Genomic DNA, 24,057 nt, shown 5'->3' on the forward strand with positions numbered 1-24,057 from the left:
CGCAATCTGCGCCGTTTTTTTTATCTGCTCTCTGCCATGTGGCGCCGCCTGATCTACCACCCGGAAATCAACTACGCACTGCGACAAACGCTGGTGTTGTGCCTGCCGGTGCTGTTCGGCCTGCTGATAGGCCAGCTGCAGCTCGGCCTGATGTTCTCTCTGGTGCCCGCCTGCTGCAATATCGCCGGTCTGGACACGCCGCATAAGCGCTTCTTTAAACGGCTGGTGGTTGGCGGCTCGCTGTTCGCCTTCAGCAGCGTGCTGCTGCAACAGGCACTGCTGTGGCACGTGCCGCTGCCGGCGCTGATGCTGGGCCTGGCGCTGCTGCTCGGCGTCACCGGTGAAATCAGCCCGCTGCACGCCCGGCTGTTGCCGGCGGCGCTGGTGGCCGCCATCTTCGCCCTCAGCACGGCCGGCACAGTACCCATCTGGCAGGCGCCGCTGCTATACGCCATCGGCACCGTCTGGTACGGCTTATTCACCTGGTTCTGGTTTAAGCTGTGGAAAGAGCAGCCGATGCGCGAGACGCTGAGCCAGCTCTACCTGGAACTGGCGGACTATTTCGAAGCCAAATACTCGCTGCTGACCCAGCACACCGATCCGCAAACCGCGCTGCCGCCGCTGCTGGTGCGCCAGCAAAAGGTGATGGATCTGATCAGCCTGTTGTACCAACAGCTTAATTTCCTGCCGCACGCCAACAACCTCGAGCAAAAGCGCCTGCAGCGCGCCTTTCAGGTGGCGATGGACCTGCAGGAGCACATCACCGTCAGCCTGCATCTGCCGGAAGAGGTGCAAAAACTGGTGGAGCAGAGCCAGGCCGAAGCGATCATTCGCCGCAACGCTCAGGTGATCGCCGGCCGGCTGCGCGTAGTGGCGCACGATATTCTCTATCATCAACATTCGAAGCGCTTCTCCATGGCCCACGAGCTGGCGGCGCTGGAAAAAATGGCGGCGCAGCATCCCGATAACCCGGTCGGCCAGTTTTGTTATTACCACTTCAGCCGCATCGCCCGCCTGCTGCGCACCCAGCATCCGCTATACCGCCGCGACCTGATGCCCGGCCAGCACCGCCTGCCGTTTTGGCCGGCGCTGGCCAGCTATCTGTCGTTCAAGTCCACCGCCCTGCGCAACGCCGCGCGGCTGGGCGTGACGCTGGCGGTCGGCAGCAGCCTGGGTGCGGTGTTCAATCTGCCGAAGCCTTACTGGATCCTGCTCACCATCATGCTGGTGAGCCAAAACGGGTATAACGCCACCCGGGTGCGTATTCAGCACCGTGCGTTGGGCACGATTGCCGGGCTTTTGCTGGCGGCCGGGCTGCTGCAGCTGCAGTTGCCGGAAGGCGAAACGCTGAGCATCATGTTGGTGATCACGCTGCTGGCCTACCTGGTTTCGCGCAAGAACTACGGGCTGTCGGTGATTGGCTTTACGGTCACGGCGGTTTACACCCTGCAGCTGCTGGCGCTGAACGGCTCGCATTTTCTGGTGCCGCGCCTGATCGATACGCTGATCGGCTGCGTGCTGGCGTTCGGCGGCACCATTTGGCTGTGGCCGCAGTGGCAAAGCGGGCTGCTGCGCAAGAATGCCCATCAGGCGCTGGAGCACGATCAAACCGCGCTGCGGTTGATGCTGGAACAGCCGGAACCGGACGCCACCGCGTTGGCCTATACCCGCATGCAGGTCAACCAGGCGCACAATGCGCTATTCACCTCGCTCAATCAGGCGATGCAGGAGCCGGGGTTCGCGTCGGACTATCTGGCGGACATGCGGCTGTGGGTCACGCATAGCCAGTTCATCGTCGAGCACCTGAACGCCATGACCATTCTGGCGCGCGAACACTACATGCTGACGCCAAAACTGGCGGAAGCGTATCTGCAGGCCTGTGAAATCGCGCTGCAAAGCTGCCAACAGCGGTTGGAATACGACGGCCCGAGCAGCGGCAACAGCGGCATCATGCAGCCGCCGGATCTGCATCCGGAGATGCCCGTTACCGAGATGGAGCGCCATCTGCGGCGCATTCTGTCGCACCTGAGCGTGATGCACACCATTTCTTCGCTGGCCTGGCGCCAGCGCCCGCACCACGGCATTTGGCTCAAGCGCAAACTGCGCGATCAATAAGGGCGCGGCATGCCGCGCCCCGTTATATGCCGCGCGGGCATCAGGCGTTGATCACATCCTGCACCGCCAGCTCGAACAGCGCCATGCCGGCCTCGATATCCTGCAGCTCCACCACCAGCGACGGCGCGAAGCGGATCACGTTCGGCCCGGCGTTGAGGATCATCAAGCCGCGCGCGGCGGCGGCGGTGAGGAAGTCGCGCGCTCTGCCGTGATAATGCGGCGTCAGCTCGGCGCCAATCAGCAACCCCATGCCGCGAATCGTGGTGAAAATACCGTATTTATCGCCGATATGCTGCAAAGCCTGCACATACAGCGCATGACGCTGCTCGATGCCGCTCAGCACCTCCGGCGTATTGATCACGTCCAGCGCCGCCTCCGCCACCGCGCAGGCCAGCGGGTTACCGCCGTAGGTGGTGCCGTGGGTGCCCACCTGCATCACCGACGCGATCTCTTCGGTAGTCAGCATGGCGCTGACCGGGAAACCGCCGCCCAGCGCCTTGGCGGTGGTGAGAATGTCCGGCGTCACGCCATAATGCATATAGGCGAACAGTTTGCCGCTGCGCCCCATGCCGCTTTGCACTTCGTCGAACACCAACAGCGCCTGATGTTGGTCGCACAGCTCGCGCACGCCTTTGAGGAAGCCGGCATCGACCGGCGTAATGCCGCCCTCGCCCTGAATCGGTTCCATCACCACCGCGCAGGTGTGGTCGTCCATCACCGCCTTCACCGCCGCCAAATCGTTGAACGGCACGTGCACGATGTCGGCCGGCTTCGGCCCGAACCCGTCGGAATATTTGGCCTGCCCGCCCACCGACACGGTGAACAGCGTGCGGCCGTGGAACGCGTTATAGAAGGCGATGATTTTGGTTTTGTAAGGGCTGTGGCGGGTGATGGCGTAATGACGCGCCAGTTTGAACGCCGCCTCGTTGGCCTCTGCGCCGGAGTTGGCGAAGAACACCCGATCGGCGAAGGTGGCGTCGATCAGTTTGCTCGCCAGGCGCAGCGCAGGCTCATTGGTGAAGACGTTGCTGGTATGCCACAGGGTTTCGCCCTGGCGTTTGAGCGCCTCGACCAGCGCCGGATGGCAATGCCCCAGCGCCGTCACCGCGATGCCGCCGGAAAAATCGATGTACTCTTTTCCCTGTTGATCCCAGACCCGGCTGCCTTGGCCGCGCACCGGCACAAACTGGGCAGGTGCATAAACAGGCAGGATCACCTGGTCAAAGGTGCTGCGGCTCACTGCGGATTTTTCAGTCATTTTCGGCTCCACCCTGAAGGTTTTTCAGCGCTATCGTAATATCAAATTGAAAACATAATCACGAAATATGCATAAAAAACCAATCAAGCGCAAACGCAAAACGCCTGGCGGGCAAAAAAAACGCATCGGGATTAACGCTGGAGGAAATTATCCAGCAGCTGATGGCCCTGCTCGCTGAGCACGCTTTCCGGATGGAACTGCACGCCTTCCAGCGCCAAAGTGCGGTGGCGGATGCCCATAATCTCGTCGCACACGCCGTCGCGTTCGCTCCAGGCGGTCACTTCAAAACAGTCCGGCAGCGTATCGGCCTTCAGCACCAGCGAGTGGTAGCGGGTCACGGTCAGCGGATCGCTCAGGCCGCGAAACACGCCGACGCCCAGATGACGAATCGCCGAGGTTTTGCCGTGCATCACCGCGCGGGCGCGCACCACCTCGGCGCCGAACGCCTGCCCCAGAGCCTGGTGCCCCAGGCACACGCCGAGGATCGGCAGCTTGCCGGCGAAATGACGAATGGCGGCCAGCGAGATACCCGCTTCGTTCGGGGTACAGGGGCCAGGGGAAATTACCAGATGCTGCGGCGCCAGCCGCTCGATATCGGCCAGCTGCAGCTCATCGTTGCGCTTCACCAGCACCTCGGCGCCCAATTCGCAGAAGTACTGGTAAAGGTTATAGGTAAAGGAGTCGTAGTTATCGATCAGCAGCAGCATGTTAGGTCCGGCAGAGAAAAATGCCGCCACAGTGTACTGATTTAACCCGCCGCTGCCGACGATAATTTCCGCTTACTTTTTACGGCCGCCGGTGATCGAGCCCAGCACGCCGCGCAGGATCTGGCGGCCGAGATCGCGCGCCATGCTCTTGGCAGCGGTCTGGACGATGCCGTCGCGCTTGCCGCCGCGCGGGCCGGTGGAACCGAACAGCAGCTCGTTCAGGCCGTCCATCAGGCCGCCGCCCGCCTGCTGTTGTTGCTGTTGCGCCTGCGGTTGCTGCCCCTGCTGCGGGGTGCCGACGGTGGCAAAACCGCCCGACGACAGTTTCTCGTAGGCGGACTCGCGGTCGATCATATCCTCATAGCGGCCATACAGCGGCGACTTGTTGATCGCACTGTTCAGCCCTTCCGCGCCGAGCATGCCCATTTTGGATTCCGGCGCGATCACCATCGCCCGCTCCACCACGTTCGGCCGGCCCTTCTCGTCGAGGAATGACACCAGCGCTTCACCCACGCCCAGCTCGGTGATCGCCGTTTCGGCATCGAAGGCCGGATTGGCGCGCAGGGTTTGCGCCGCCGTCTTCACCGCCTTCTGATCGCGCGGCGTGAAGGCGCGCAGCGCATGCTGCACGCGGTTACCCAGCTGGCCCAGCACGCTGTCCGGGATGTCCAGCGGGTTCTGGGTGACAAAGTAAATGCCGACGCCTTTGGAGCGGATCAGGCGCACCACCTGTTCGATCTTGGTCAGCAGCGCCGCCGGCGCGTCGTTGAACAGCAGGTGCGCCTCATCGAAGAAGAACACCAGCTTCGGCTGTTCAGGGTCGCCCACTTCCGGCAGGTGCTCGAACAGCTCAGCCAGCAGCCACAGCAGGAACACCGAATACAACTTCGGCTGATTGATCAGCTTGTCCGCCGCCAGCAGGTTGATCACGCCGTGGCCGTTGGCGTCGGTTTTCATCAGATCGTTGATGTCGAGCATCGGCTCGCCGAAGAACTGGTCAGCGCCCTGCTCTTCCAGCGTCAGCAACCCGCGCTGAATGGCGCCGATCGACGCGGCAGAGATATTGCCGTACTGGGTCTGGAATTGTTTGGCGTTGTCGCCGACGAACTGCAGCATGGTGCGCAGATCCTTCATGTCCAGCAACAGCAGCGCGTTGTCATCGGCGATCTTGAACACCAGCTGCAGCACGCCGCTTTGCACCTCGTTCAGATCCAACAGGCGCCCCAGCAGCAGCGGCCCGAGATCGGAAATCGTGGCGCGGATCGGGTGGCCCTTTTCGCCGTAAATATCCCACGGGATAATGGTGCAGGCCTGCGGCTGCCAGTCGCTGACGCCGATCGCCGCCAGGCGCGCCTGCAGTTTCTCGGAAGGCACGCCCTCGGCGCCGATGCCGGACAGATCGCCCTTCACGTCCGCCAGGAACACCGGCACGCCGATGCGCGAGAACTGTTCGGCCATTTTCTGCAGCGTCACCGTCTTGCCGGTGCCGGTTGCCCCGGTGATCAGCCCGTGGCGGTTGGCCAACGCCGGCAAAATCACCAGATCCTGCTCCGGTTTTCCGTCTTTCATCGCTTTGGCGATAATCCGTGGTTCACTCATTTTCTGTTCCTTTGACGCTGACGCGGCGCGAAACGCGCCTGTGGATGCAATAAAGCTATAAGCGCCGCGTAACCCCGTCAAGGACAAACAAAATGGGTGCCGTCGGGGCCTGATGAATTCAGATTGCGCTTAGCGTCAAAGCGCCTTTGCTTGAACAATAAAGCACCAGTGCTATAGTGAGCATTACGCTGTATATACGAGGTAAATACCATGTCTGAATCTACCGTGGTAATCCGCGTGGATGAAGAGTTAAAAACCGCTTTCGCCAGCGCGGCAAAGGCCGCCGATCGCACGGCTTCGCAACTGCTGCGTGATTTCATGCGCGAGTTTGTCAGCCGCCAGGCGCAACAGGAAGAGTACAACCAGTGGTTAAAGGAAAAGGTCGAGGTAAGCCGCAAGGCGTTGCGTGAAGGCAAATTCGCCGACGATGAAGAGGTGGCCGCTTATTTCGCCGAACGCAGAGCCAAATCAACGCGATAAAACACAAAAGGACTTTTGTGAAACTGACATGGACGGAACCCGCCATCGCCGATCGTCTGGCGATTTATGAATGGTTGGAACTTAAAAATCCGGCCGCCGCCGCAGAAAATGATGCAAAAATCGCTGACGCGGCGGCACGCCTCGTGCATCATCCGCCAGCGGGAAAACGGGGCGGATAGCCGGTACGCGCGAGCTGGTCATCTCCCCGTCCTATTTGCTGGTCTATGAATGGGCGGCTCAACGCGTCATCGTATTGGCCATCGTGCATACTCGCCGTCGGTGGCCGCCGGCATAGTCACCGCCGCAGCCCCAGCTGCTCCTTCAGCGCTTTCAAATAGCGCCGGCTGACCGGCACCGGATCGCCGGCCGACATGATCATCTCCGCCGCGCCGCCCTCTTCGAAGCGGATCTCGCGCACCTGCTCCAGATTGACCAGATACTGCCGATGGCAGCGCACCAGCGGCGTACGGCTTTCCAGCGTGCGCAGCGTCAGCTCGGTGAAACACTCCATGCCGTCGCTGCGCACCACGAAGACCCCGCTCAGTTTGGAGCGGATCGCCAGCACTTCGTCGAAGCGCAGCAGATAGATGCGGCTGTGGCCGGTGCAGGGAATGTATTTCAGGTAACCGGCGCTCTCTTCCAGCGCCGTCACGTCCTGCGGCGCAGTGCGCTGCCGCAGGCGTTGCAGCGTCTTGCTCAGCCGCTTCGGCTCCGCCGGCTTCAACAGGTAGTCGAAGGCGTGCTCCTCGAACGCCTGCACCGCGTATTCGTCGTAGGCGGTCAGAAACACGATGTGCGGCATGCGGTTGGGATCCAGCATGCCGACCATTTCCAGCCCGCTGATGCGCGGCATCTGGATATCGAGAAACACCACGTCCGGCTGCAGCCGGTGGATCTGGCTGATGGCTTCAATGGCGTTGGCGCATTCGCCGATAATCGCGATCTCCGCTTCGGCCTCCAGCAGATGGCGCAGGTTGTCGCGGGCGGAAGGTTCATCGTCAACAATCAGTGCGTTTAACATCAGGCGGCCCTCTCCATGGGAACATTGAGCGTAATGCGGGTGTAGGCGTCCGGTCGGCAATCCACCTGCACGCCATAGCCTTCGCCGTAGCGCACGCGAATGCGTTTATCCACCAGGTTCATCCCCAGCCCGCTGCAGTTCGGCTTCGGCTGGAACAGCCCGGCGTTGTCCGTCACCTGCAGCAGCAGATGCTCCCCTTCGCAGCAGGCGCCGATTTCGATGCGGCCCACGCCCAGCAGATGCGAGGTGCCATGCTTGATGGCGTTCTCGACGATCGGCTGCAGCGAGAACGCCGGCAGCCGCACCGCCAACAGCGCCTCCGGCAGCGATACCGCGATCTCCAGCCGATCGGCGAAGCGCGCTTTCTCGATCTGCAGGTAGGCGTTCACGTGTTCAATCTCGTCCGCCAGGCTGACTTCGTCATCCGAGCGTTTGAGGTTTTTACGAAAGAAGGTCGAGAGAGACTGCACCAGATCGCAGGCGCGTTCGCCATCGCGGCGGATCACCGCCACCAGAGTATTCAAGGCATTGAACAGGAAATGCGGATTGACCTGCGCATGCAGCAGCTTGATCTCCGACTGCGCCAGCAGCTGCTTGTGGCGCTCGTACTGTCCGGCCATGATCTGCGCCGACAGCAGGCTGGCGATGCCTTCGCCCAGCGTACGGTTGATGGTGCTGAACAGCTGGCTTTTCGGCTCATACAGCTTGATGGTGCCGATCACCCGCTGATTTTCGCCGCGCAGCGGGATCACCAGCGTCGATCCCAGCTTGCAGGTAGGATTGATCGAGCAGCAGTAAGAGAGCTGATTACCGTCGGCGTACACCACCTCGTTGTTGTCGATGGCGCGATGCGAATGCACCGAGGCGATCGGCGTGCCCGGCAGGTGGTGGTCGTCGCCGATGCCGATAAACGCCAGCAGCTTGTCGCGATCGGTGATCGCCACCGCGCCGATGCCCAGCTCCTGATAGATCACCCGGGCGACCTTCATGCTGTTCTCCTGATCGAAGCCCTGCCGCAGGATGCCCTCGGTGCGCTCGGCGATCTTCAGCGCCTTGGAAGAGAAGGCGCTGGTGTATTTTTCGAACATCGCGCGCCTATCCAGCAGGATTTGCATGAACATCGCCGCGCCGACGGTATTGGCGATCATCATCGGCAGCGCGATGTGCTCCACCAGCTGCAACGCTTCGTCGTAGGGGCGCGCCACCGCCAGGATGATCGCCATCTGCAGCACTTCCGCCACCAGCGCCACGCCGCCGACGAACAGCGGATTGAACAGCAGCTCGATGCGCCCGCGGCGCATGGCGATGCTGTGTACGATGCCGCCGACCAGGCCTTCCGACACCGTGGAGATCGCGCAGGCCACGTCGGTCATGCCGCCGAGCGTATACCGGTGCAGACCGCCGGTCAGCCCGACCAGAAAGCCCACCGACGGCCCGCCCAGCAACCCGCCCAGGACCGCGCCTATCGCGCGGGTGTTGGCGATCGAATCCTGAATGTGCAGCCCGAAGTAGGTGCCCATGATGCAGAACACCGAGAAGATCACGTAGCACAGCAGCTTGTGCGGCAGGCGGATGGTCACCTGCATCAGCGGGATGAACAGCGGGGTTTTGCTCAGCAGATAGGCGATAACGAGATAGACGCACATCTGCTGCAACAGCAACAGCACCTGGTTAAATTCATACATGGCAGCAACTCATCCAGAGACAACAAAGGGCGAACGCCGGATTTCCGGTCTGATTATTGTCTGCCGATTAGAGCATGAGGCGCGGGAGAAAACAGTGATGAAGGCAAGGCTTCGGGAGGAAGGAGCGGCCGACCCCAACGGGATCGGCCAAAAAACTTACGGCAGCACCTTGGCCGACAGAATCACCACCGGTTTGGTCGGCACATTCTGGTAAGGGCCGACGTTGCCGGTCGGCACCTGGGCAATTTTGTCCACCACGTCCATGCCTTTCACCACTTTGCCGAACACCGCGTAGCCGAAGTCACGCTGGCCGTGATCCAGGAAGGCGTTATCCGCCACGTTCAGGAAGAACTGGCTGGTGGCGCTGTCCTTGTCGGCGGTGCGCGCCATCGAGATGGTGCCGCGCAGGTTGCGCAAGCCGTTGTCGGCTTCGTTCTTGATCGGCGCCTTGGTGGATTTTTGCTGCATGTCAGCGGTGAAACCGCCGCCCTGGATCATAAAGCCAGGGATCACGCGATGGAAAATGGTGTTGTTGTAGTACCCGCTGTTCACGTAATCGACGAAGTTCTGGGTGGAAACCGGTGCCTTCTGGCTGTCGAGCGCCAACTCGATATTCCCCGCCGAGGTCGTCAGCATGACGTGGGTCTCACCGGCGGCGAGTGCGGCTGGCGCCATCGCTGTGAGGGAACACAGCGCGACGAAGGTCACTAAAGTACGTTTGAACATTAACGGGTCCTTTCTCTGAGAGACAAACAACGGAAAAGCGCTTTGATTCTAAAGAGCTATATCGGCAAGTACCAGCCATTTACCTATATTTACCCAATTACGGGACATATCCTAGGCGGCCCTGAATTTTGCTGCGGAAAGTATGGGCGCAGAAGGCTTTTTTGCCAACCGCATCACGCATTTTTTGCCCCGCGCCGCCCTGGGTTGGTTTTTGCGATCTGCCTCCCAGTTTGCACACGCATTGCCGTTACTCTATATAAATGAGAGCGCTCTCATTATAAAAAGAGCGGATACTGAAGCATCCCACGGCGGCGTCGCCGCGCAACCCCTGGAGAAATGACGTGAGTGAACTGATGACTGAAGTCAGCCCCGAGTTTGAAAGCACCATCATGGAACTGCTGGTGTTCTCCGGCAGCGCGCGCAGCAATGCGTTGACGGCGCTGCGGCAAGCGCGCGCCGGCGACTTCGCCGCCGCGGCCAAGCACATGGCTGAGTCCAAAGAGTGGGTGAAGAAAGCACACCTGATCCAGACCGAGCTGATCGGCCTGGACGAAGGCTGCGGCAAACTGGCGATCAACCTGATCACCGTGCATGCGCAGGATCATCTGATGAACGCCATGGTGATCCAGGATCTGGCCGACGACATGATCGAGCTCTATCGCCGTCAGTCGCAGACGGAGGGCCGCCCATGAGCACGCTTAAAATCGCCGTGATCGGCGGCGGCAGCAGCTACACCCCCGAACTGGTCGATGGGCTGATCCAGCGCATCGAGGAGCTGCCGGTCACCGAGCTGGCGCTGGTGGACGTCGAACCGGGCCGGCAAAAAGTGGAAACCATCGCCGCCCTGACCCGCCGCATGCTGGCGCGCCACGGGCTGGAGCAGGTGAAGGTCAGCGTGCACTTCGCGCTGGACGACGCCATTCGCGGCGCCGCCTTCGTGCTGACCCAGTTCCGCGTCGGGCAACTGCCGGCGCGCGCCGCCGACGAACGGCTGGGCCTGAAATACCAGCTGCTCGGCCAGGAGACCACCGGCGTCGGCGGCTTCGCCAAGGCGCTGCGCACCATCCCGGTGATGCTGGACATCGCTCGCCGGGTGGAAAAACTGGCGCCGGACGCCTGGATCATCAACTTCACCAACCCGGCCGGCATCGTCACCGAGGCGGTGTCCCGCTTTACCAAAGCGAAGATCATCGGCCTGTGCAACGTGCCGATCAGCATGCATCACATGATCGCCAACATGCTGCAGGCGCCTTACGCCGACGTGCAGCTGCGCTTCGCCGGCCTGAACCACATGGTCTGGGTGCATCAGGCCACGCAGCAGGGGCGCGACGTCACCGCCAAGGTGATCGACATGCTGTGCGACGGCGCGGCGCTGACCATGAACAACATCAAGGAAGAGCCCTGGCAGCCGGACTTCCTGCGCGCGCTCGGCGCCATCCCCTGCCCCTACCACCGCTATTTTTACCAGACCCGCGAGATGCTGGCGGAAGAGATGGCCGCCGCCGGCGAGCGCGGCACCCGCGCCGAGCAGGTGATGCAGGTGGAGAAAGAGCTGTTCGAGCTGTATGCCGATCCGCAGCTGAACACGAAACCGGAGCAGCTCAGCTTCCGCGGCGGTTCTTTCTATTCCGAAGTTGCGCTGGAGCTGATTCGTGCTATCCATAATAATCTCGGCACGCAATTAGTGGTCAACACCGCAAACCGCGGCGCTATCCATGGCCTGCCGGACGATGCTGTGATAGAAATCAACTGTATCGTTGATGCTCAGGGCGCGCACCCGCTGACCTTCGGCCCGCTGCCAGAGCCGATGCAGGCCCTGACGCAGCAGGTGAAAGCCTACGAACGCCTGACCATCGAGGCGGCGGTGCACGGCGATCGCCGCAGCGGGTTGCTGGCGCTGATCGCCAACCCGTTGGTGGGCAACGCCAACCTGGCGCAGCCGCTGCTGGAAGAGGTGTTGACGATAAACGCGCCGTATTTGCCGCAGTTCAGGTAAGCGGCTATACGCAGCCAGACAGGGGTTCGGCGCGCCGAACCCATTTTTTTAGCCGTAATTCAGGAGTGGGACGATGGTGACACTGGAAGATGTCGCAGCGCTGGCGGGCGTTTCGCGCGCCACCGTATCGCGCGTGGTGAACGGCGACAGCAACGTCAAGGCGCCGACCCGCGAGAAGGTTGAACGCGCCGTTGCCCAGCTCGGTTACACCCCCAACCCGGCGGCCCGCGCGCTCGCCTCCAGCCACAGCAATACCCTTGGGCTGGTCACCACCTCGTACCGCGGCGGCTTTTTCGGCGCGCTGATGGACTTCGTGCAGACCGAGGCCGAATCCCACGGCAAACAGCTGCTGGTGACCCAGGGCCGCAACAGCGCCGAAAACGAATGGCAGGCGGTGCAGCGGCTATTTAGCCTGCGCTGCGACGGCGTGATCCTGCACGTGCGTTTTCTCAGCGACGATCGGCTGCGCCAATTGGCGGCGGAGCAACGTGATTTCGTGTTGCTCGATCGTCTGGTGCCGGGGCTGGAAGACCGCTGCGTCACCTTCGATCACCCGCTCGCCAGCCGCATGGCGACGCAGCAGCTGCTCGATGCCGGGCACCGGCGCATCGCCTGTATCAGCGGCCCGCGTGAACGCCCGTCGAGCCGCCTGCGGCTGCAGGGATTTGAAGAGGCGATGCAGGCGGCGAATATCGAGCCGGTGGCCTGCCTGGAGGGCGTCTACGATCTGGAAAGCGGTTACCGCTGCGCCGATCGGCTGCTGCGGCAAGCCGCGCGGCCCAGCGCCATCTACTGCTGCAACGAAGAGATGGCGATCGGCGCGCTGCTGGCGATCAACGAACACCGCCTGCGGGTACCGCAGGATATCTCCTTGATCTGCTACGACAGCGGCGAACGCGCGCCTTTCGTGCGCCCGGCGTTGAGCAGCGTACATTTTCCCATCAGCGAGATGGCCCAATACGCGGCGCGCAGGTTGATCGACCCCGCCACCCCGGCGCACCGGTTTGAGCCGACGATCGTCAACCGTGATTCCGTTGTGACGGTACGCAAATAGATCACAATAATGCACACCAGCCCTTCATGGGTTACATCAAAAAATCGACAGCCATCACAAAAAATCCCGTTGTCTGTGCTAGGATCCGCCCCCTGGTGGCCTGATCGGGACTTTTTCTGCGTTTGCCGGGAAAAGCCAGCGGCCTTATGCCAGCGTTAAAACCTCTAACAGACATATTCAGGCCTATACAATGAATGACAGTAACCGCATACGGCTTACCTGGATCAGCTTCTTTTCGTACGCGCTGACCGGTGCTTTAGTGATCGTCACAGGGATGGTGATGGGAAACATTGCAGAGTACTTTAACCTGCCGGTTTCCAGCATGAGCAACACCTTTACTTTCCTCAACGCCGGCATTTTGATTTCGATCTTCCTCAATGCCTGGCTGATGGAAATCATCCCGCTGAAGCGTCAGCTGATCTTCGGCTTTGTCCTGATGGTGCTGGCGGTCGCCGGGCTGATGCTCGGCAAGAGCCTGACCATGTTCTCGCTGTGCATGTTTATCCTCGGCGTGGTTAGCGGTATCACCATGTCGATCGGCACCTTCCTGATCACCCACATGTATGCCGGCCGCCAGCGCGGTTCGCGCCTGTTGTTCACCGACTCCTTCTTCAGCATGGCCGGGATGATCTTCCCGATCGTCGCCGCGATGCTGCTGGCCCGCCATATCGGCTGGTACTGGGTTTATGCCTGCATCGGCCTGCTGTACGTGGGGATCTTCGTGCTGACCCTGTGCTCCGAATTCCCGGTGCTGGGCAAGAAAGGCGCCGACGCCGGCCAGCCGGTCGAGAAAGAAAAATGGGGCATCGGCGTGCTGTTCCTGTCGATCGCCGCGCTGTGCTACATTCTCGGCCAGCTGGGCTTCATTCAGTGGGTGCCTGAGTACGCCACCAAGTCGTTCAACATGGACATCGGCCAGGCCGGTAAGCTGGTGAGCGACTTCTGGACCTCTTACATGGTCGGCATGTGGGTGTTCAGCTTCATCCTGCGCTTCTTCGATCTGCAGCGCATCGTGACCGTGCTGGCCGCACTGGCTACCGGCGCGATGTACCTGTTCGTCAGCACCGACAACCCGGAGCACCTGGGCTACTACATCATGGCCCTGGGCTTCGTTTCCAGCGCCATCTACACCACGCTGATCACCCTCGGCTCGCTGCAGACCAAGGTCTCCTCGCCGAAGCTGGTCAACTTTATCCTGACCTGCGGCACCATCGGCACCATGTTGACCTTCGTGGTTACCGGCCCGATCGTGGCGAAAGGCGGCGCGCACGCGGCGCTGACCACCGCCAACGGCCTGTATTTGGCGGTGTTCGTGATGTGCCTGCTGCTGGGCTTCGTGACCAAGCACCGCAGCCACGGCCACGTGACGCACTGATCCGCACACAGGGCTGAATTCATCGTCGTTGACTGATAATGCCCCTCTCCTTAGATAAATGCCGGCCGCTTCTACCTGGCCGGCATTTTTTATTCTCTCCTCTTTTCCATAAGCTGGGCCAACGCGCCCTGGGCCGGTGGCATAACCGAGTTTCATTTCCAATCCGCGCTGTGACGGAACATAATTAAATGGGCATTGTATAAAATGCCAACACTCCTTATATTTGAAAACTCCGATTAATGAGAAACAGCGCAGCCCTACCGGCGGCTGTTCACTTATCATTTTCACTCACTCAGCGCTCAAGCATCACCATCAAATATATATAAAGGAATATCATAAATGAAAAAGATAGTTTATGCCTTATTCTTAATGTTGATAAGCAACGCCCCCGTCTATGGTAAAAATACGTCATTCACAACAGCGTCGGCCATTAATGCGCGTAACACAACACATCAATTCCTCTTAAGTGCGAAAAACGCCTATGAGATTTATAACCTGGAAAAACTGGAAAATGCATTATCCTCGGCTCACCAGAGTGCGCCACAACGCTTGGATGTCCTATTTAGCCTGGGAAATACCTACATACTGCAAGGAGATATTCATAAGGCACTAGACGTCTATGCCAGAATAAATATCCAAACCGGTGGTGATATTGATGCGCTGACCTATCTGGTGATGTACAAACACTATCTGGGGCAACCATTTACCAATGAAATGTCAGCCCTAAAGAAAATCAGTGAGCAACGAGCAAAAGATGTGGCGACAATAATCGGTAATATCAACGAGCAATTAGCCATGCCAATAGCGGAAAAACTTCCCGCCGGCTATAACAAAAACAACCCAGCACTAATTATCACCTTGGGTTATGCATTAAAAGAAGATGGCACCATGGATAGCATCTTGATCGACCGGCTGGAAAAAACCTTAGCCATGGCTAAAATGCTGCCTGAGGCTAAAATTGTCGTAACAGGCGGCGTGCCGAAACATGATAAAAGCGAAGGCATCGAAATGAAGCAATGGCTGATTCACCAAGGCATAGATGAAAACCGGATAATTGCCGAAAACTACGCGACAGATACCGTAGAAAATTTTATTTATTCGCGTTACATCATCAAACAAGAAAAACGAAATAACATTGTCATCGTCAGTTCCGCAACCCATGTGCGCAGGTGCCATGTCATTTTACAATCCCTCGCTCTGGCCAAAGGGGAACATTATGACATCACTACCGTCGCAGCCCCTGACGCCTCCGAAGAAGAAATGAAATTCGAAGGGAAACGCAAACTGGGTATCTATCGTGATGCGCTGCGCGCCTATGGATTGTATATGATTTCTGCCGCACCTGAATTCTCGCTAAACTGATAGCGTGCTCCCGGATGGGCGGCGCCATCCGGGATTCGATTCACTGCTCAGGGCTGGCTCAGCTCAATTCCCAACCAGGAAGGTACAGGGCGGGCATTGCCGTCAGGTTGTTTTATCGGCGAACACCAGGCGCCAGAGTTAGAACAACTGCTCTTGGGTAACTCGCCGCCCCCCATTTCGCCGCGCCGTCCTTAATCACTAAGGCGGCGGAGCCGCCGCCGTCCAGTTCTATCGCTACCTTGGCCTCCAATGCCCGGAACAACGCGGTCAGATCCCCACGGTCAATGCCGTCACGGTAAGCACCGCCGTGAAAAATATAAAGACGATCCTGCTTGTTATGGTAACCCAGGGCAATCCGGGTCGTTTGGGCTGGCCCATTATCCGGCTGCCCTTCCGGACCATCATCACGCCGTGGAATCAACGAGGTACCGGAAAAGGCCACAAATTGGCCTCTCATATTAGTTAGCTTATTAGCGTAATTCGTAGCCTCTGTGCTGAAACGATCGGTATTTATTACAATATGCAACGGAACTCCAGGTTGATTCATTTCCCAAAAAAATGTGTCAACCGGCGCGGCTTTATTATGCTCATCAACAAAATGGCGCAGCCCAGGGAAATAATCACTGGTTTCTTGCTCAGGCTGTGTTGAACCACCGCTAATATTGTCATAATACATACCAAGCGGCGTTGCACAGGCATTACTCAGCCAGGTAGTACCGTTTCTTTGCGCCCTGATATCAAAATAATTAACGTTTAGCACAATGTCAGGGAAAGCTAACCGCCCCCATGCGCCAACCGGATAATAAATTTCAGATGATTGCCGCCTCCCGTCATCCGTTACCGCATTGTTATTCATCTCACAACGCAACGACGTCCTTTTTTTCATATCCAGAAGCAATGACGGCACTCGTTTTCTCACATCAGGAATCACCAACAACACACCATTTTGATTATTGGCATAATATCTATCAACGTTTGAGCGCATGGGAATTTGATGGTCTTTATCAAAAATATAAGCAAACGGTTCATCTTTATGCTTCTCTATTTCATCATTTAGCTTCATTAAGGTTTCAGCACCATCAGGGTCGATGTTTACTTCCTTACTTAAACGAACATAGATATCATTAGCGCTGCCTATTTTATCAGCATGTACGGTCGCGTTGAGCGTAAACGTATATCTCCCAGACCTTGGTGTTGGTATCACCTTGACGAAGCGCTTATCTCTGCCAAATCCGTATAACTGAAAGAGCTGCTGACTTTCTCTCCCTGTTTCATCATGTTTTATCCCGACCAGCATGCTCAGTTTATAAGGCTCTTCCCAGTCATACCAAAAGCCCGAACTATAATCCTGATACTTGTTCACCCATAGAATTAAAACCATCTTCCCATCGACATACTTTTCGCACATCGTGAACATGGCATACCTATCTCTGTTAGCCGAATACTTCTCCGTGGCACGTTCATCGCAATTGGGATCCTGAATATTTATATCATCAAATTCATTGGTCGGATCCGTAACGCTACCTTCACCGGCCAACGCCGCATAGCATGCCCCGCCATAAGCCAGAAAACCAAACAATGCTATTCGGCGGAAAGATATCATTAAACCTTGCATATCAGACACCAATAAAGTTAATAATCAATCACAAACAACTAGATCAAAACCTTATAAATATCCACAAATCAAAGTAAAACAATAAAAGTCATTGATTAAGATCAATATCAACACTCTATTATCCAACAAGGTTAGGGATATAGACTATAAATAGCCGAAGCGTGGCATTTCGTGATAAAGAACAATGCGTATAGAATTATTTCAATGAATGATTGTTAGATATTCAAATTATAAAGAGAGTTCTTAATCGACCGATCAATAATGTACAACGCGTTGCCGGAATTATCGTGAGAGAACGGCCCACAACATATAATGTTCACCATTATTGTCGCGGGCAAAAGAACTGGCTAACGCCGAAAATCCACCGTTTCATCCTGCTGCAGATGCAGCGTGGTTTCCGCCGGCCGCGTTTCGGCGATCACCGCCCCCAGGCGAATCGAGTAGCGCACCGGCGTCTGGCGGCGCACCGCGTCGAAGCCGCTTTCCGCCGGCAGGATCACCAGGTTGGCGCTGTTGCCGGCCGCCAGGCCGTAGTCGCTCAGGTTAAGGGTGCGCGCGCTGTGGCTGGTGATCAGCTTCAGCCCGTCGTCGATCTGGCAATAGCCCATCAGCTGGCACACGTGCAGCCCCATATGCAGCACCTGCAGCATGTTGGCGGTGCCGAGCGGATACCAGGGATCGAACACGTCGTCGTGGCCGAAGCAGACGTTGATCTGCGCCTCCAGCATCTCCTTCACCCGCGTTACGCCGCGCCGTTTCGGATAGCTGTCGAAACGGCCCTGCAGATGAATGTTCACCAGCGGATTGGCGACGAAGTTGATGCCGGACATTTTCAGCAGGCGGAACAGCCGCGAGGCGTAAGCGCCGTTGTAAGAGTGCATCGCCGTGGTGTGGCTGGCGGTGACTTTCGCCCCCATCTCCAGCTTCAGCGCCAGCGCCGCCACGGTCTCGACGAAGCGCGATTGTTCGTCGTCGATCTCATCGCAGTGCACATCCACCAGCCGATCGTATTTTTGCGCCAGCGCAAACGCCTTATGCAGCGATTCCACGCCGTACTCGCGGGTGAATTCGAAATGCGGAATGGCGCCCACCACGTCGGCCCCCAGCCGCAGCGCCTCTTCAAGCAGCGCTTCGCCGTTGGGGTAGGAAAGGATCCCCTCCTGCGGGAAGGCGACGATCTGCAGCGTCACCCAGGGCGCCACCTCCTGTTTCACCTCCAGCATGGCGCGCAGCGCGGTCAGCGTGGGATCGGAAACGTCGACGTGGGTGCGCACATACTGCACGCCGTTGGCGATCTGCCACTTGAGCGTTTGCCAGGCGCGCTGTTTGACGTCTTCATGGGTCAGCAACGCTTTGCGTTCGGCCCAGCGCTCAATGCCCTCGAACAGCGTGCCGGACTGGTTCCAGGCCGGCTGACCGGCGGTTTGCGTGGTATCCAGGTGAATATGCGGTTCGACGAACGCCGGCAGCGCCAGCCCGCCCTGCGCATCCAACACGTCGCTGCGCCACTCCTGCCCTTCCGGCTGCGGCACCAGATGCGCGATGCGCCCCTGCTCAATCGCCAGTTGCCACAATCCTTCATGCCCGCTCAAACGCAGGTTATCGATAAACTTCAATGGACGTTTCGCCACCCTTCACCTCTGCCGTTGCGCTGGTTTTCTTCATCATACTGGCAGCGGATCGCGCTGACAAAGTCACCGTTGCCTGCCTACCCCCTGTGTTTACTCTCTGCGGGGTAGTTTGCATGCAAACTGACTCGCTTCAGCTAAAGGTGAATAAAATCCGCAACTTATCAAAAAACGTGAAAAATCATCCATATACCACGTTAGAGGTATATGAGGGTGTGATTGATTTGCATCAATAAATTGCCCATTGGGAGAGATAAGGTAAGCCTAGGAAACCAGAATTTTGAGGCAATAATGAGCAGAGTCAAACTTGCCGTCGTCGGCAATGGCATGGTCGGCCACCGGTTCATCGAAGATCTGTTGGATAAAGCAGACAAAGACCAGTTCGAAATCACCGTATTTTGCGAAGAGCCGCGCATCGCTTACGATCGCGTGCACCTCTCTTCCTACTTCTCGCACCACACCGCCGAAGAGCTGTCGCTGGTGCGCGAAGGCTTTTACGAAAAACACGGCGTGAAGGTGCTGGTCGGCGAGCGCGCCATCACCATCAATCGCGACGAGAAGGTCATCCACTCCAACACCGGCCGCACCGTCTATTACGACAAGCTGATCATGGCCACCGGTTCCTATCCGTGGATCCCGCCGATTAAAGGTTCGGATAGCCAGGACTGCTTCGTTTACCGCACCATCGAAGACCTGAACGCCATCGAAGCCTGCGCGCGCCGCAGCAAACGCGGTGCGGTGGTCGGCGGCGGGCTGTTGGGGCTGGAAGCCGCAGGCGCGCTGAAAAGCCTGGGGGTGGAAACGCACGTGATCGAGTTCGCCCCGATGCTGATGGCCGAACAGCTCGACCCGATGGGCGGTGACCAGCTGCGCCGCAAGATCGAGCGCATGGGCGTCAAAGTACACACCGGCAAAAATACCCAGGAGATCGTCAACGGCGGCGGCACCGCGCGCAAAACCATGCATTTCGCCGACGGCAGCCTGCTGGAAGTGGATTTCATCGTGTTCTCCACCGGCATCCGCGCCCAGGACAAGCTGGCGCGCCAGTGCGGGCTGGAGATTGGCCGCCGCGGCGGCATCGCCATCAACGACAGCTGCCAGACGTCGGATCCGGACGTCTACGCCATCGGTGAGTGCGCCGCCTGGCGCGATCGCACCTTCGGCCTGGTGGCGCCGGGTTACAAAATGGCGCAGGTGGCCGTCGATCACCTGCTCGGCCGCGAAAACGGCTTCCAGGGCGCCGACATGAGCGCCAAGCTGAAGCTGCTGGGCGTGGACGTCGGCGGCATCGGCGATGCTCACGGCCGCACCGAGGGCGCCCGCAGCTACGTTTATCTGGATGAAAGCAAAGAAGTCTACAAACGCATCGTGGTCAGCGCCGACAACAAAACCCTGCTCGGCGCGGTGCTGGTGGGCGACACCAGCGATTACGGCAATCTGCTGCAGCTGGCGTTGAACGGCATCGAGCTGCCGGAAAACCCGGACGGCCTGATCCTGCCGGCTCATGCGGGCAGCAAACCGGCCATCGGCGTGGATTCGCTGCCGGAAAGCGCGCAGATCTGCTCCTGCTTCGACGTCAGCAAAGGCGACATCATCCAGGCGGTCAACAAAGGCTGCCACACCGTGGCGGCGCTGAAGGCCGAAACCAAGGCCGGCACCGGCTGCGGCGGCTGCATCCCGCTGCTCACCCAGGTGTTGAACGCCGAGCTGAGCAAGCAAGGCATCGAGGTCAACCATCACCTGTGCGAACACTTCGCCTACTCGCGCCAGGAGCTGTTCCACCTGATCCGCGTCGAAGGCATCAAGTCGTTCGAGGCGCTGCTGGCCAAATACGGCAAAGGCTACGGCTGCGAAGTGTGTAAGCCGACCGTCGGCTCGCTGCTGGCTTCTTGCTGGAACGAATACATCCTCAAGCCGCAGCATACGCCGCTGCAGGATACCAACGACAACTTCCTCGGCAATATCCAGAAAGACGGCACCTACTCGGTGATCCCGCGCTCCGCCGGCGGCGAAATCACCCCGGACGGCCTGCTGGCCATCGGCCAGATCGCCAAGGAGTACAACCTCTACACCAAAATGACCGGCTCGCAGCGCATCGGCATGTTCGGCGCGCAGAAAGACGACCTGCCGGCCATCTGGCGCAAGCTGCTCGCCGCCGGCTTTGAAACCGGCCACGCTTACGCCAAGGCGCTGCGCATGGCGAAAACCTGCGTCGGCAGCACCTGGTGCCGCTACGGCGTCGGCGACAGCGTCGGCTTCGGCGTCACGCTGGAGCATCGCTACAAAGGCATCCGCACCCCGCACAAAATGAAGTTCGGCGTCTCGGGCTGCACCCGTGAATGCGCCGAAGCGCAGGGCAAGGACGTCGGCATCATCGCCACCGAGAACGGCTGGAACCTGTACGTCTGCGGCAACGGCGGCATGAAACCGCGCCACGCCGATCTGCTGGCCGCCGACCTCGATCGCGAGACCCTGGTGCGCTACCTCGACCGCTTCATGATGTTCTATATCCGCACCGCCGATAAGCTGCAGCGCACCTCGGTGTGGCTGGAGAGCCTGGAAGGCGGCATCGATTACCTGCGCAAGGTGATCATCGACGACAAGCTCGGCATCAACGACCAGCTGGAAGCGGAGATCGCCCGCCTGCGCGATGCGGTGATCTGCGAGTGGAAAGAGACCGTCGAGCACCCGGAAACGCAGCTGCGCTTCGCCCACTTCGTCAACAGCCCGCTGCGCGATCCGAACGTGCAGGTGGTGGCCGAACGCGACCAGCACCGCCCGGCGCGCCCTGACGAGCGCATTCCCGTCACCCTGATCGATACCGAGGAGAGCCACGCATGAGCCAGTGGATTACCGTTTGTCCCGTCGCCGACATTCTGCCCGGCACCGGCGTGTGCGCCCTGATCGGCGATCGGCAGGTGGCGGTGTTCCGCCCCTATGCCGACGAGCAGGTTTTTGCCATCAGCAATATCGACCCGTTCGCCCAGGCCAGCGTGCTGTCGCGCGGCCTGATCGCCGAGCATCAGGGCGAGCTGTGGGTCGCCAGCCCGCTGAAGAAACAGCATTTCCGCCTGTACGACGGCCACTGTCTGGAAGACGACAGCCGCTCCGTCGCCAGCTTCGCCAGCCGGGTGGTCGACGGCATCGTGCAAGTCGCGGCATAACCTTTCGGGAGGCAACATGTTTACCGACACGATCAACAAATGCGCCGCCAACGCGGCGCGCATCGTCCGCCTGGCGAAAGAAAGCCCGCTCGGCTTTTGGATCAGCTCGGCGATGGCGGGCGCCTACGTCGGCCTCGGCATCATCCTGATCTTCACCCTCGGCAACCTAGTCGACCCAAGCGTGCGGCCGCTGGTGATGGGCGCCACCTTCGGCATCGCGCTGACGCTGGTGATCATCGCCGGTTCCGAGCTGTTCACCGGCCATACGATGTTCCTGACGCTCGGCGTCAAGGCCGGCACCATCCGCCAGAGCCAGATGTGGGCAGTGTTGCCGCAAACCTGGCTCGGCAACCTGCTCGGCTCGGTGCTGGTGGCGCTGATGTATTACTACGGCGGCGGCAGCCTGCTGCCGGTGGATACCAGTCTGGTGCACAGCGCCGCGCTGGCGAAAACCACCGCGCCGGCCGAGGTGCTGTTCTTCAAGGGCGTATTGTGCAACTGGCTGGTCTGCCTGGCGATTTGGATGGCGATCCGCGTCGAAGGCGCCGCCAAATTCATCGCCATCTGGTGGTGCCTGCTGGCCTTTATCGCCTCGGGTTACGAACACTCCGTCGCCAACATGACGCTGTTCGCCCTCTCCTGGTTCGGCAACCACAGCGAGGCCTACACCCTCGCCGGCATTGGCCACAACCTGCTGTGGGTGACGCTGGGCAACATCCTGTCCGGCTCGGTGCTGATGGGCCTGGGGTATTGGTACGCTACGCCGCGCGCCGAACGCCCGCAGGCGGCGAAAGCCGCCGCACGTCAGACCGCCTGAGTTTTCGGGGGCGCATTTTGCCCCCATACTGATTCTCCCGAGGAGTGCCGATGGACTACCTGCCGATTTTCTGCCAACTGCAACACAAAGCCTGCCTGCTGGTGGGCGGCGGCGAGATCGCCGAACGCAAGGCGCGGCTGCTGCTGGACGCCGGCGCGGCGCTGACCGTCAACGCCCTGGCATTCAGCCCACAGTTCCACCACTGGGCTGAAAAAGGCCTGCTGACGCTGGCCGAGGGCGAATTCAGCCCGGCCCTGCTGGCGGAAAAATGGCTGGTGATCGCCGCTACCGACCGGCTGGAAGTCAACGCACTGGTGTATCAGTGCGCCAACCAGCAGCGGGTGTTCTGCAACGTGGTGGACGATCCAAAACGCGCCAGCTTTATCATGCCGTCGATCATCGACCGTTCGCCGATCATGGTGGCGGTGTCCTCCGGCGGCAAAGCGCCGGTGCTGGCGCGGCTGCTGCGCGAGAAGCTGGAAGCGATGCTGCCGCAGCACCTCGGCAAGCTGGCCCAGCTGGGCGGCTCGCTGCGGCAGCGGGTAAAACAACGCTTCAGCAGCCTCGGCGCGCGCCGTCGCTTCTGGGAACGGTTATTCGCCCACGATCGGCTGGCGCAGTCGCTGGCCAACGACGACGCCGCGCTGGCCGAACGCCAGCTCGAGCAGCTGTTCAGCGAACGGCCGGAAGATCGCGGTGAAGTGGTGCTGGTGGGCGCCGGGCCGGGCGATGCCGGCTTGCTGACGCTGAAAGGGCTGCAGCAGATCCAGCAGGCCGACGTGGTGGTTTATGACCGGCTGGTCTCCGAAGAGATCATGACGCTGGTGCGCCGCGACGCCGAACGCATCTTCGTCGGCAAACGCGCCGGCCACCACTGCGTGCCGCAAGAGCAAATCAACCAAATCCTGCTGCAGCAGGCGCTGCAAGGCAAACGCGTGGTGCGCCTGAAGGGCGGCGATCCCTTTATCTTCGGCCGCGGCGGCGAAGAGCTGGAGACGCTGGCGGACGCCAACGTGCCGTTCTCGGTGGTGCCGGGCATTACCGCCGCCTCCGGCTGTTCCGCCTACAGCGGCATCCCGCTCACCCACCGCGACCATGCGCAGAGCGTGCGCCTGGTGACCGGCCACGCCAAGGCCGACGGCGGATTGGACTGGGCGACGCTGGCCGCCGGGCAGCAGACGCTGGTGTTCTATATGGGGCTAACGCAGGCAGCGGAGATCCAGCGCCAGCTGATCGCACACGGCTTGCCGGCCGCCACACCGGTAGCGCTGGTGGAAAACGGCACGTCCTGCCGCCAGCGGGTGATCGAAGGCGAGCTCGGCCAACTGGGCGCCTTGTCCCTGCAGGCCGCCAGCCCCAGCCTGATCATCGTCGGCAGCGTGGTCAGCCTGCGCAGCAAGCTCAATTGGTTCGCCAGCGAGGAACCGCCCGCCGGCCTGGCGCAAATGGCGTGAT

At 59.8% G+C, this 24,057-nt stretch carries 20 protein-coding genes; 12 read left to right on the forward strand and 8 right to left on the reverse strand.

All coding sequences use genetic code 11. The features are described 5' to 3' along the window. The first annotated feature begins 36 nt into the window (after positions 1–36). Positions 37–2,115: a YccS/YhfK family putative transporter gene (locus ACJ8MK_RS17000; protein ID WP_033649309.1), complete on the forward strand. Its 2,079-nt coding sequence runs from the start codon at positions 37–39 to the stop codon at positions 2,113–2,115. A gap of 40 nt (positions 2,116–2,155) precedes the next feature. Here the strand turns inward: ACJ8MK_RS17000 and argD are convergent, their stop codons facing one another. The 3 genes from argD to ACJ8MK_RS17015 form a co-directional block, all read right to left on the reverse strand. Next, a complete protein-coding gene (gene argD / locus ACJ8MK_RS17005) occupies positions 2,156–3,373 on the reverse strand; it encodes a bifunctional acetylornithine/succinyldiaminopimelate transaminase (protein WP_442517915.1) in 1,218 nt (405 codons plus the stop codon). 131 nt (positions 3,374–3,504) lie between these two features. Continuing rightward, complete coding sequence (locus tag ACJ8MK_RS17010) at positions 3,505–4,080, reverse strand: aminodeoxychorismate synthase component II (RefSeq protein ID WP_033636278.1); 576 nt, start codon at positions 4,078–4,080, stop codon at positions 3,505–3,507. A 72-nt stretch (positions 4,081–4,152) separates the two neighbouring features. Next, complete coding sequence (locus ACJ8MK_RS17015; protein ID WP_039569209.1) at positions 4,153–5,679, reverse strand: helicase HerA-like domain-containing protein; 1,527 nt, start codon at positions 5,677–5,679, stop codon at positions 4,153–4,155. Positions 5,680–5,889: 210 nt separating this feature from the next. Here ACJ8MK_RS17015 and ACJ8MK_RS17020 point away from each other — a divergent pair, with 210 nt between their 5' ends. Continuing rightward, complete coding sequence (locus ACJ8MK_RS17020; RefSeq protein ID WP_033654862.1) at positions 5,890–6,159, forward strand: hypothetical protein; 270 nt, start codon at positions 5,890–5,892, stop codon at positions 6,157–6,159. A 17-nt stretch (positions 6,160–6,176) separates the two neighbouring features. Then, positions 6,177–6,338, forward strand: coding sequence for a type II toxin-antitoxin system RelE/ParE family toxin (locus ACJ8MK_RS17025; protein ID WP_223915493.1), 162 nt, complete (start codon positions 6,177–6,179; stop codon positions 6,336–6,338). A 116-nt stretch (positions 6,339–6,454) separates the two neighbouring features. Here ACJ8MK_RS17025 and btsR read toward each other — a convergent pair whose 3' ends face one another. The 3 genes from btsR to ppiA form a co-directional block, all read right to left on the reverse strand. Further along, entirely contained in the window at positions 6,455–7,180 is a 726-nt protein-coding gene (gene btsR, locus ACJ8MK_RS17030; protein ID WP_442517916.1) for a two-component system response regulator BtsR, read from the reverse strand. Then, the gene (locus ACJ8MK_RS17035) at positions 7,180–8,865 is read right to left on the reverse strand and encodes a sensor histidine kinase (protein WP_101427475.1); all 1,686 of its coding nucleotides are present in this window, start codon (positions 8,863–8,865) and stop codon (positions 7,180–7,182) included. Before ACJ8MK_RS17035 ends, btsR begins: the two co-directional genes overlap by 1 nt. A 156-nt stretch (positions 8,866–9,021) precedes the next feature. Then, on the reverse strand, positions 9,022–9,591 hold the full coding sequence (gene ppiA, locus ACJ8MK_RS17040; protein WP_033636286.1) for a peptidylprolyl isomerase A: 570 nt from the start codon (positions 9,589–9,591) through the stop codon (positions 9,022–9,024). Positions 9,592–9,944: 353 nt separating this feature from the next. On the opposite strand from ppiA, the gene ACJ8MK_RS17045 reads away from it, so the two are divergent. The 5 genes from ACJ8MK_RS17045 to ACJ8MK_RS17065 all read left to right on the forward strand — a co-directional run bounded on the left by ACJ8MK_RS17045 (position 9,945) and on the right by ACJ8MK_RS17065 (position 15,378). After that, the gene (locus tag ACJ8MK_RS17045) at positions 9,945–10,283 is read left to right on the forward strand and encodes a PTS lactose/cellobiose transporter subunit IIA (protein ID WP_033638609.1); all 339 of its coding nucleotides are present in this window, start codon (positions 9,945–9,947) and stop codon (positions 10,281–10,283) included. Next, positions 10,280–11,587 (forward strand): 6-phospho-beta-glucosidase, encoded by a 1,308-nt coding sequence (locus tag ACJ8MK_RS17050; RefSeq protein WP_060443795.1) that lies wholly within the window; start codon positions 10,280–10,282, stop codon positions 11,585–11,587. The genes ACJ8MK_RS17045 and ACJ8MK_RS17050 overlap by 4 nt, the downstream gene beginning before the upstream one ends. Positions 11,588–11,660: 73 nt before the next feature. Then, positions 11,661–12,641 (forward strand): LacI family DNA-binding transcriptional regulator, encoded by a 981-nt coding sequence (locus tag ACJ8MK_RS17055; protein WP_039569200.1) that lies wholly within the window; start codon positions 11,661–11,663, stop codon positions 12,639–12,641. A 190-nt stretch (positions 12,642–12,831) separates the two neighbouring features. Then, complete coding sequence (gene tsgA, locus ACJ8MK_RS17060) at positions 12,832–14,016, forward strand: MFS transporter TsgA (protein WP_033636290.1); 1,185 nt, start codon at positions 12,832–12,834, stop codon at positions 14,014–14,016. Between the two features lie 339 nt (positions 14,017–14,355). After that, positions 14,356–15,378: a YdcF family protein gene (locus ACJ8MK_RS17065; RefSeq protein WP_060439498.1), complete on the forward strand. Its 1,023-nt coding sequence runs from the start codon at positions 14,356–14,358 to the stop codon at positions 15,376–15,378. A 112-nt stretch (positions 15,379–15,490) separates the two neighbouring features. On the opposite strand, the gene ACJ8MK_RS17070 is transcribed toward ACJ8MK_RS17065, so the two are convergent. Then, a complete protein-coding gene (locus tag ACJ8MK_RS17070) occupies positions 15,491–16,993 on the reverse strand; it encodes a hypothetical protein (RefSeq protein ID WP_442517917.1) in 1,503 nt (500 codons plus the stop codon). A 347-nt stretch (positions 16,994–17,340) separates the two neighbouring features. Further along, positions 17,341–18,609, reverse strand: coding sequence for a cytosine deaminase (locus ACJ8MK_RS17075; protein ID WP_279338331.1), 1,269 nt, complete (start codon positions 18,607–18,609; stop codon positions 17,341–17,343). A 303-nt stretch (positions 18,610–18,912) separates the two neighbouring features. Between ACJ8MK_RS17075 and nirB the strand changes: the two genes are divergently transcribed. Genes nirB through cysG form a run of 4 tightly spaced genes read left to right on the forward strand, consistent with a single transcriptional unit; the run spans position 18,913 to position 24,056 of the window. Further along, positions 18,913–21,462 carry a nitrite reductase large subunit NirB gene (gene nirB, locus ACJ8MK_RS17080; RefSeq protein ID WP_033636292.1) on the forward strand — a complete coding sequence of 850 codons (2,550 nt, stop codon included), beginning with the start codon at positions 18,913–18,915 and terminating at the stop codon, positions 21,460–21,462. Continuing rightward, a complete protein-coding gene (nirD, locus tag ACJ8MK_RS17085; RefSeq protein ID WP_019456155.1) occupies positions 21,459–21,785 on the forward strand; it encodes a nitrite reductase small subunit NirD in 327 nt (108 codons plus the stop codon). Before nirB ends, nirD begins: the two co-directional genes overlap by 4 nt. A 16-nt stretch (positions 21,786–21,801) precedes the next feature. After that, on the forward strand, positions 21,802–22,602 hold the full coding sequence (gene nirC / locus ACJ8MK_RS17090) for a nitrite transporter NirC (RefSeq protein WP_033636294.1): 801 nt from the start codon (positions 21,802–21,804) through the stop codon (positions 22,600–22,602). 50 nt (positions 22,603–22,652) lie between these two features. Continuing rightward, positions 22,653–24,056 carry a siroheme synthase CysG gene (gene cysG, locus ACJ8MK_RS17095; protein ID WP_033654856.1) on the forward strand — a complete coding sequence of 468 codons (1,404 nt, stop codon included), beginning with the start codon at positions 22,653–22,655 and terminating at the stop codon, positions 24,054–24,056. The last annotated feature ends 1 nt before the right edge of the window (position 24,057 follow it).

Source organism: Serratia sp. CY38905, from assembly GCF_052168875.1.
Taxonomy (GTDB): domain Bacteria; phylum Pseudomonadota; class Gammaproteobacteria; order Enterobacterales; family Enterobacteriaceae; genus Serratia; species Serratia sarumanii.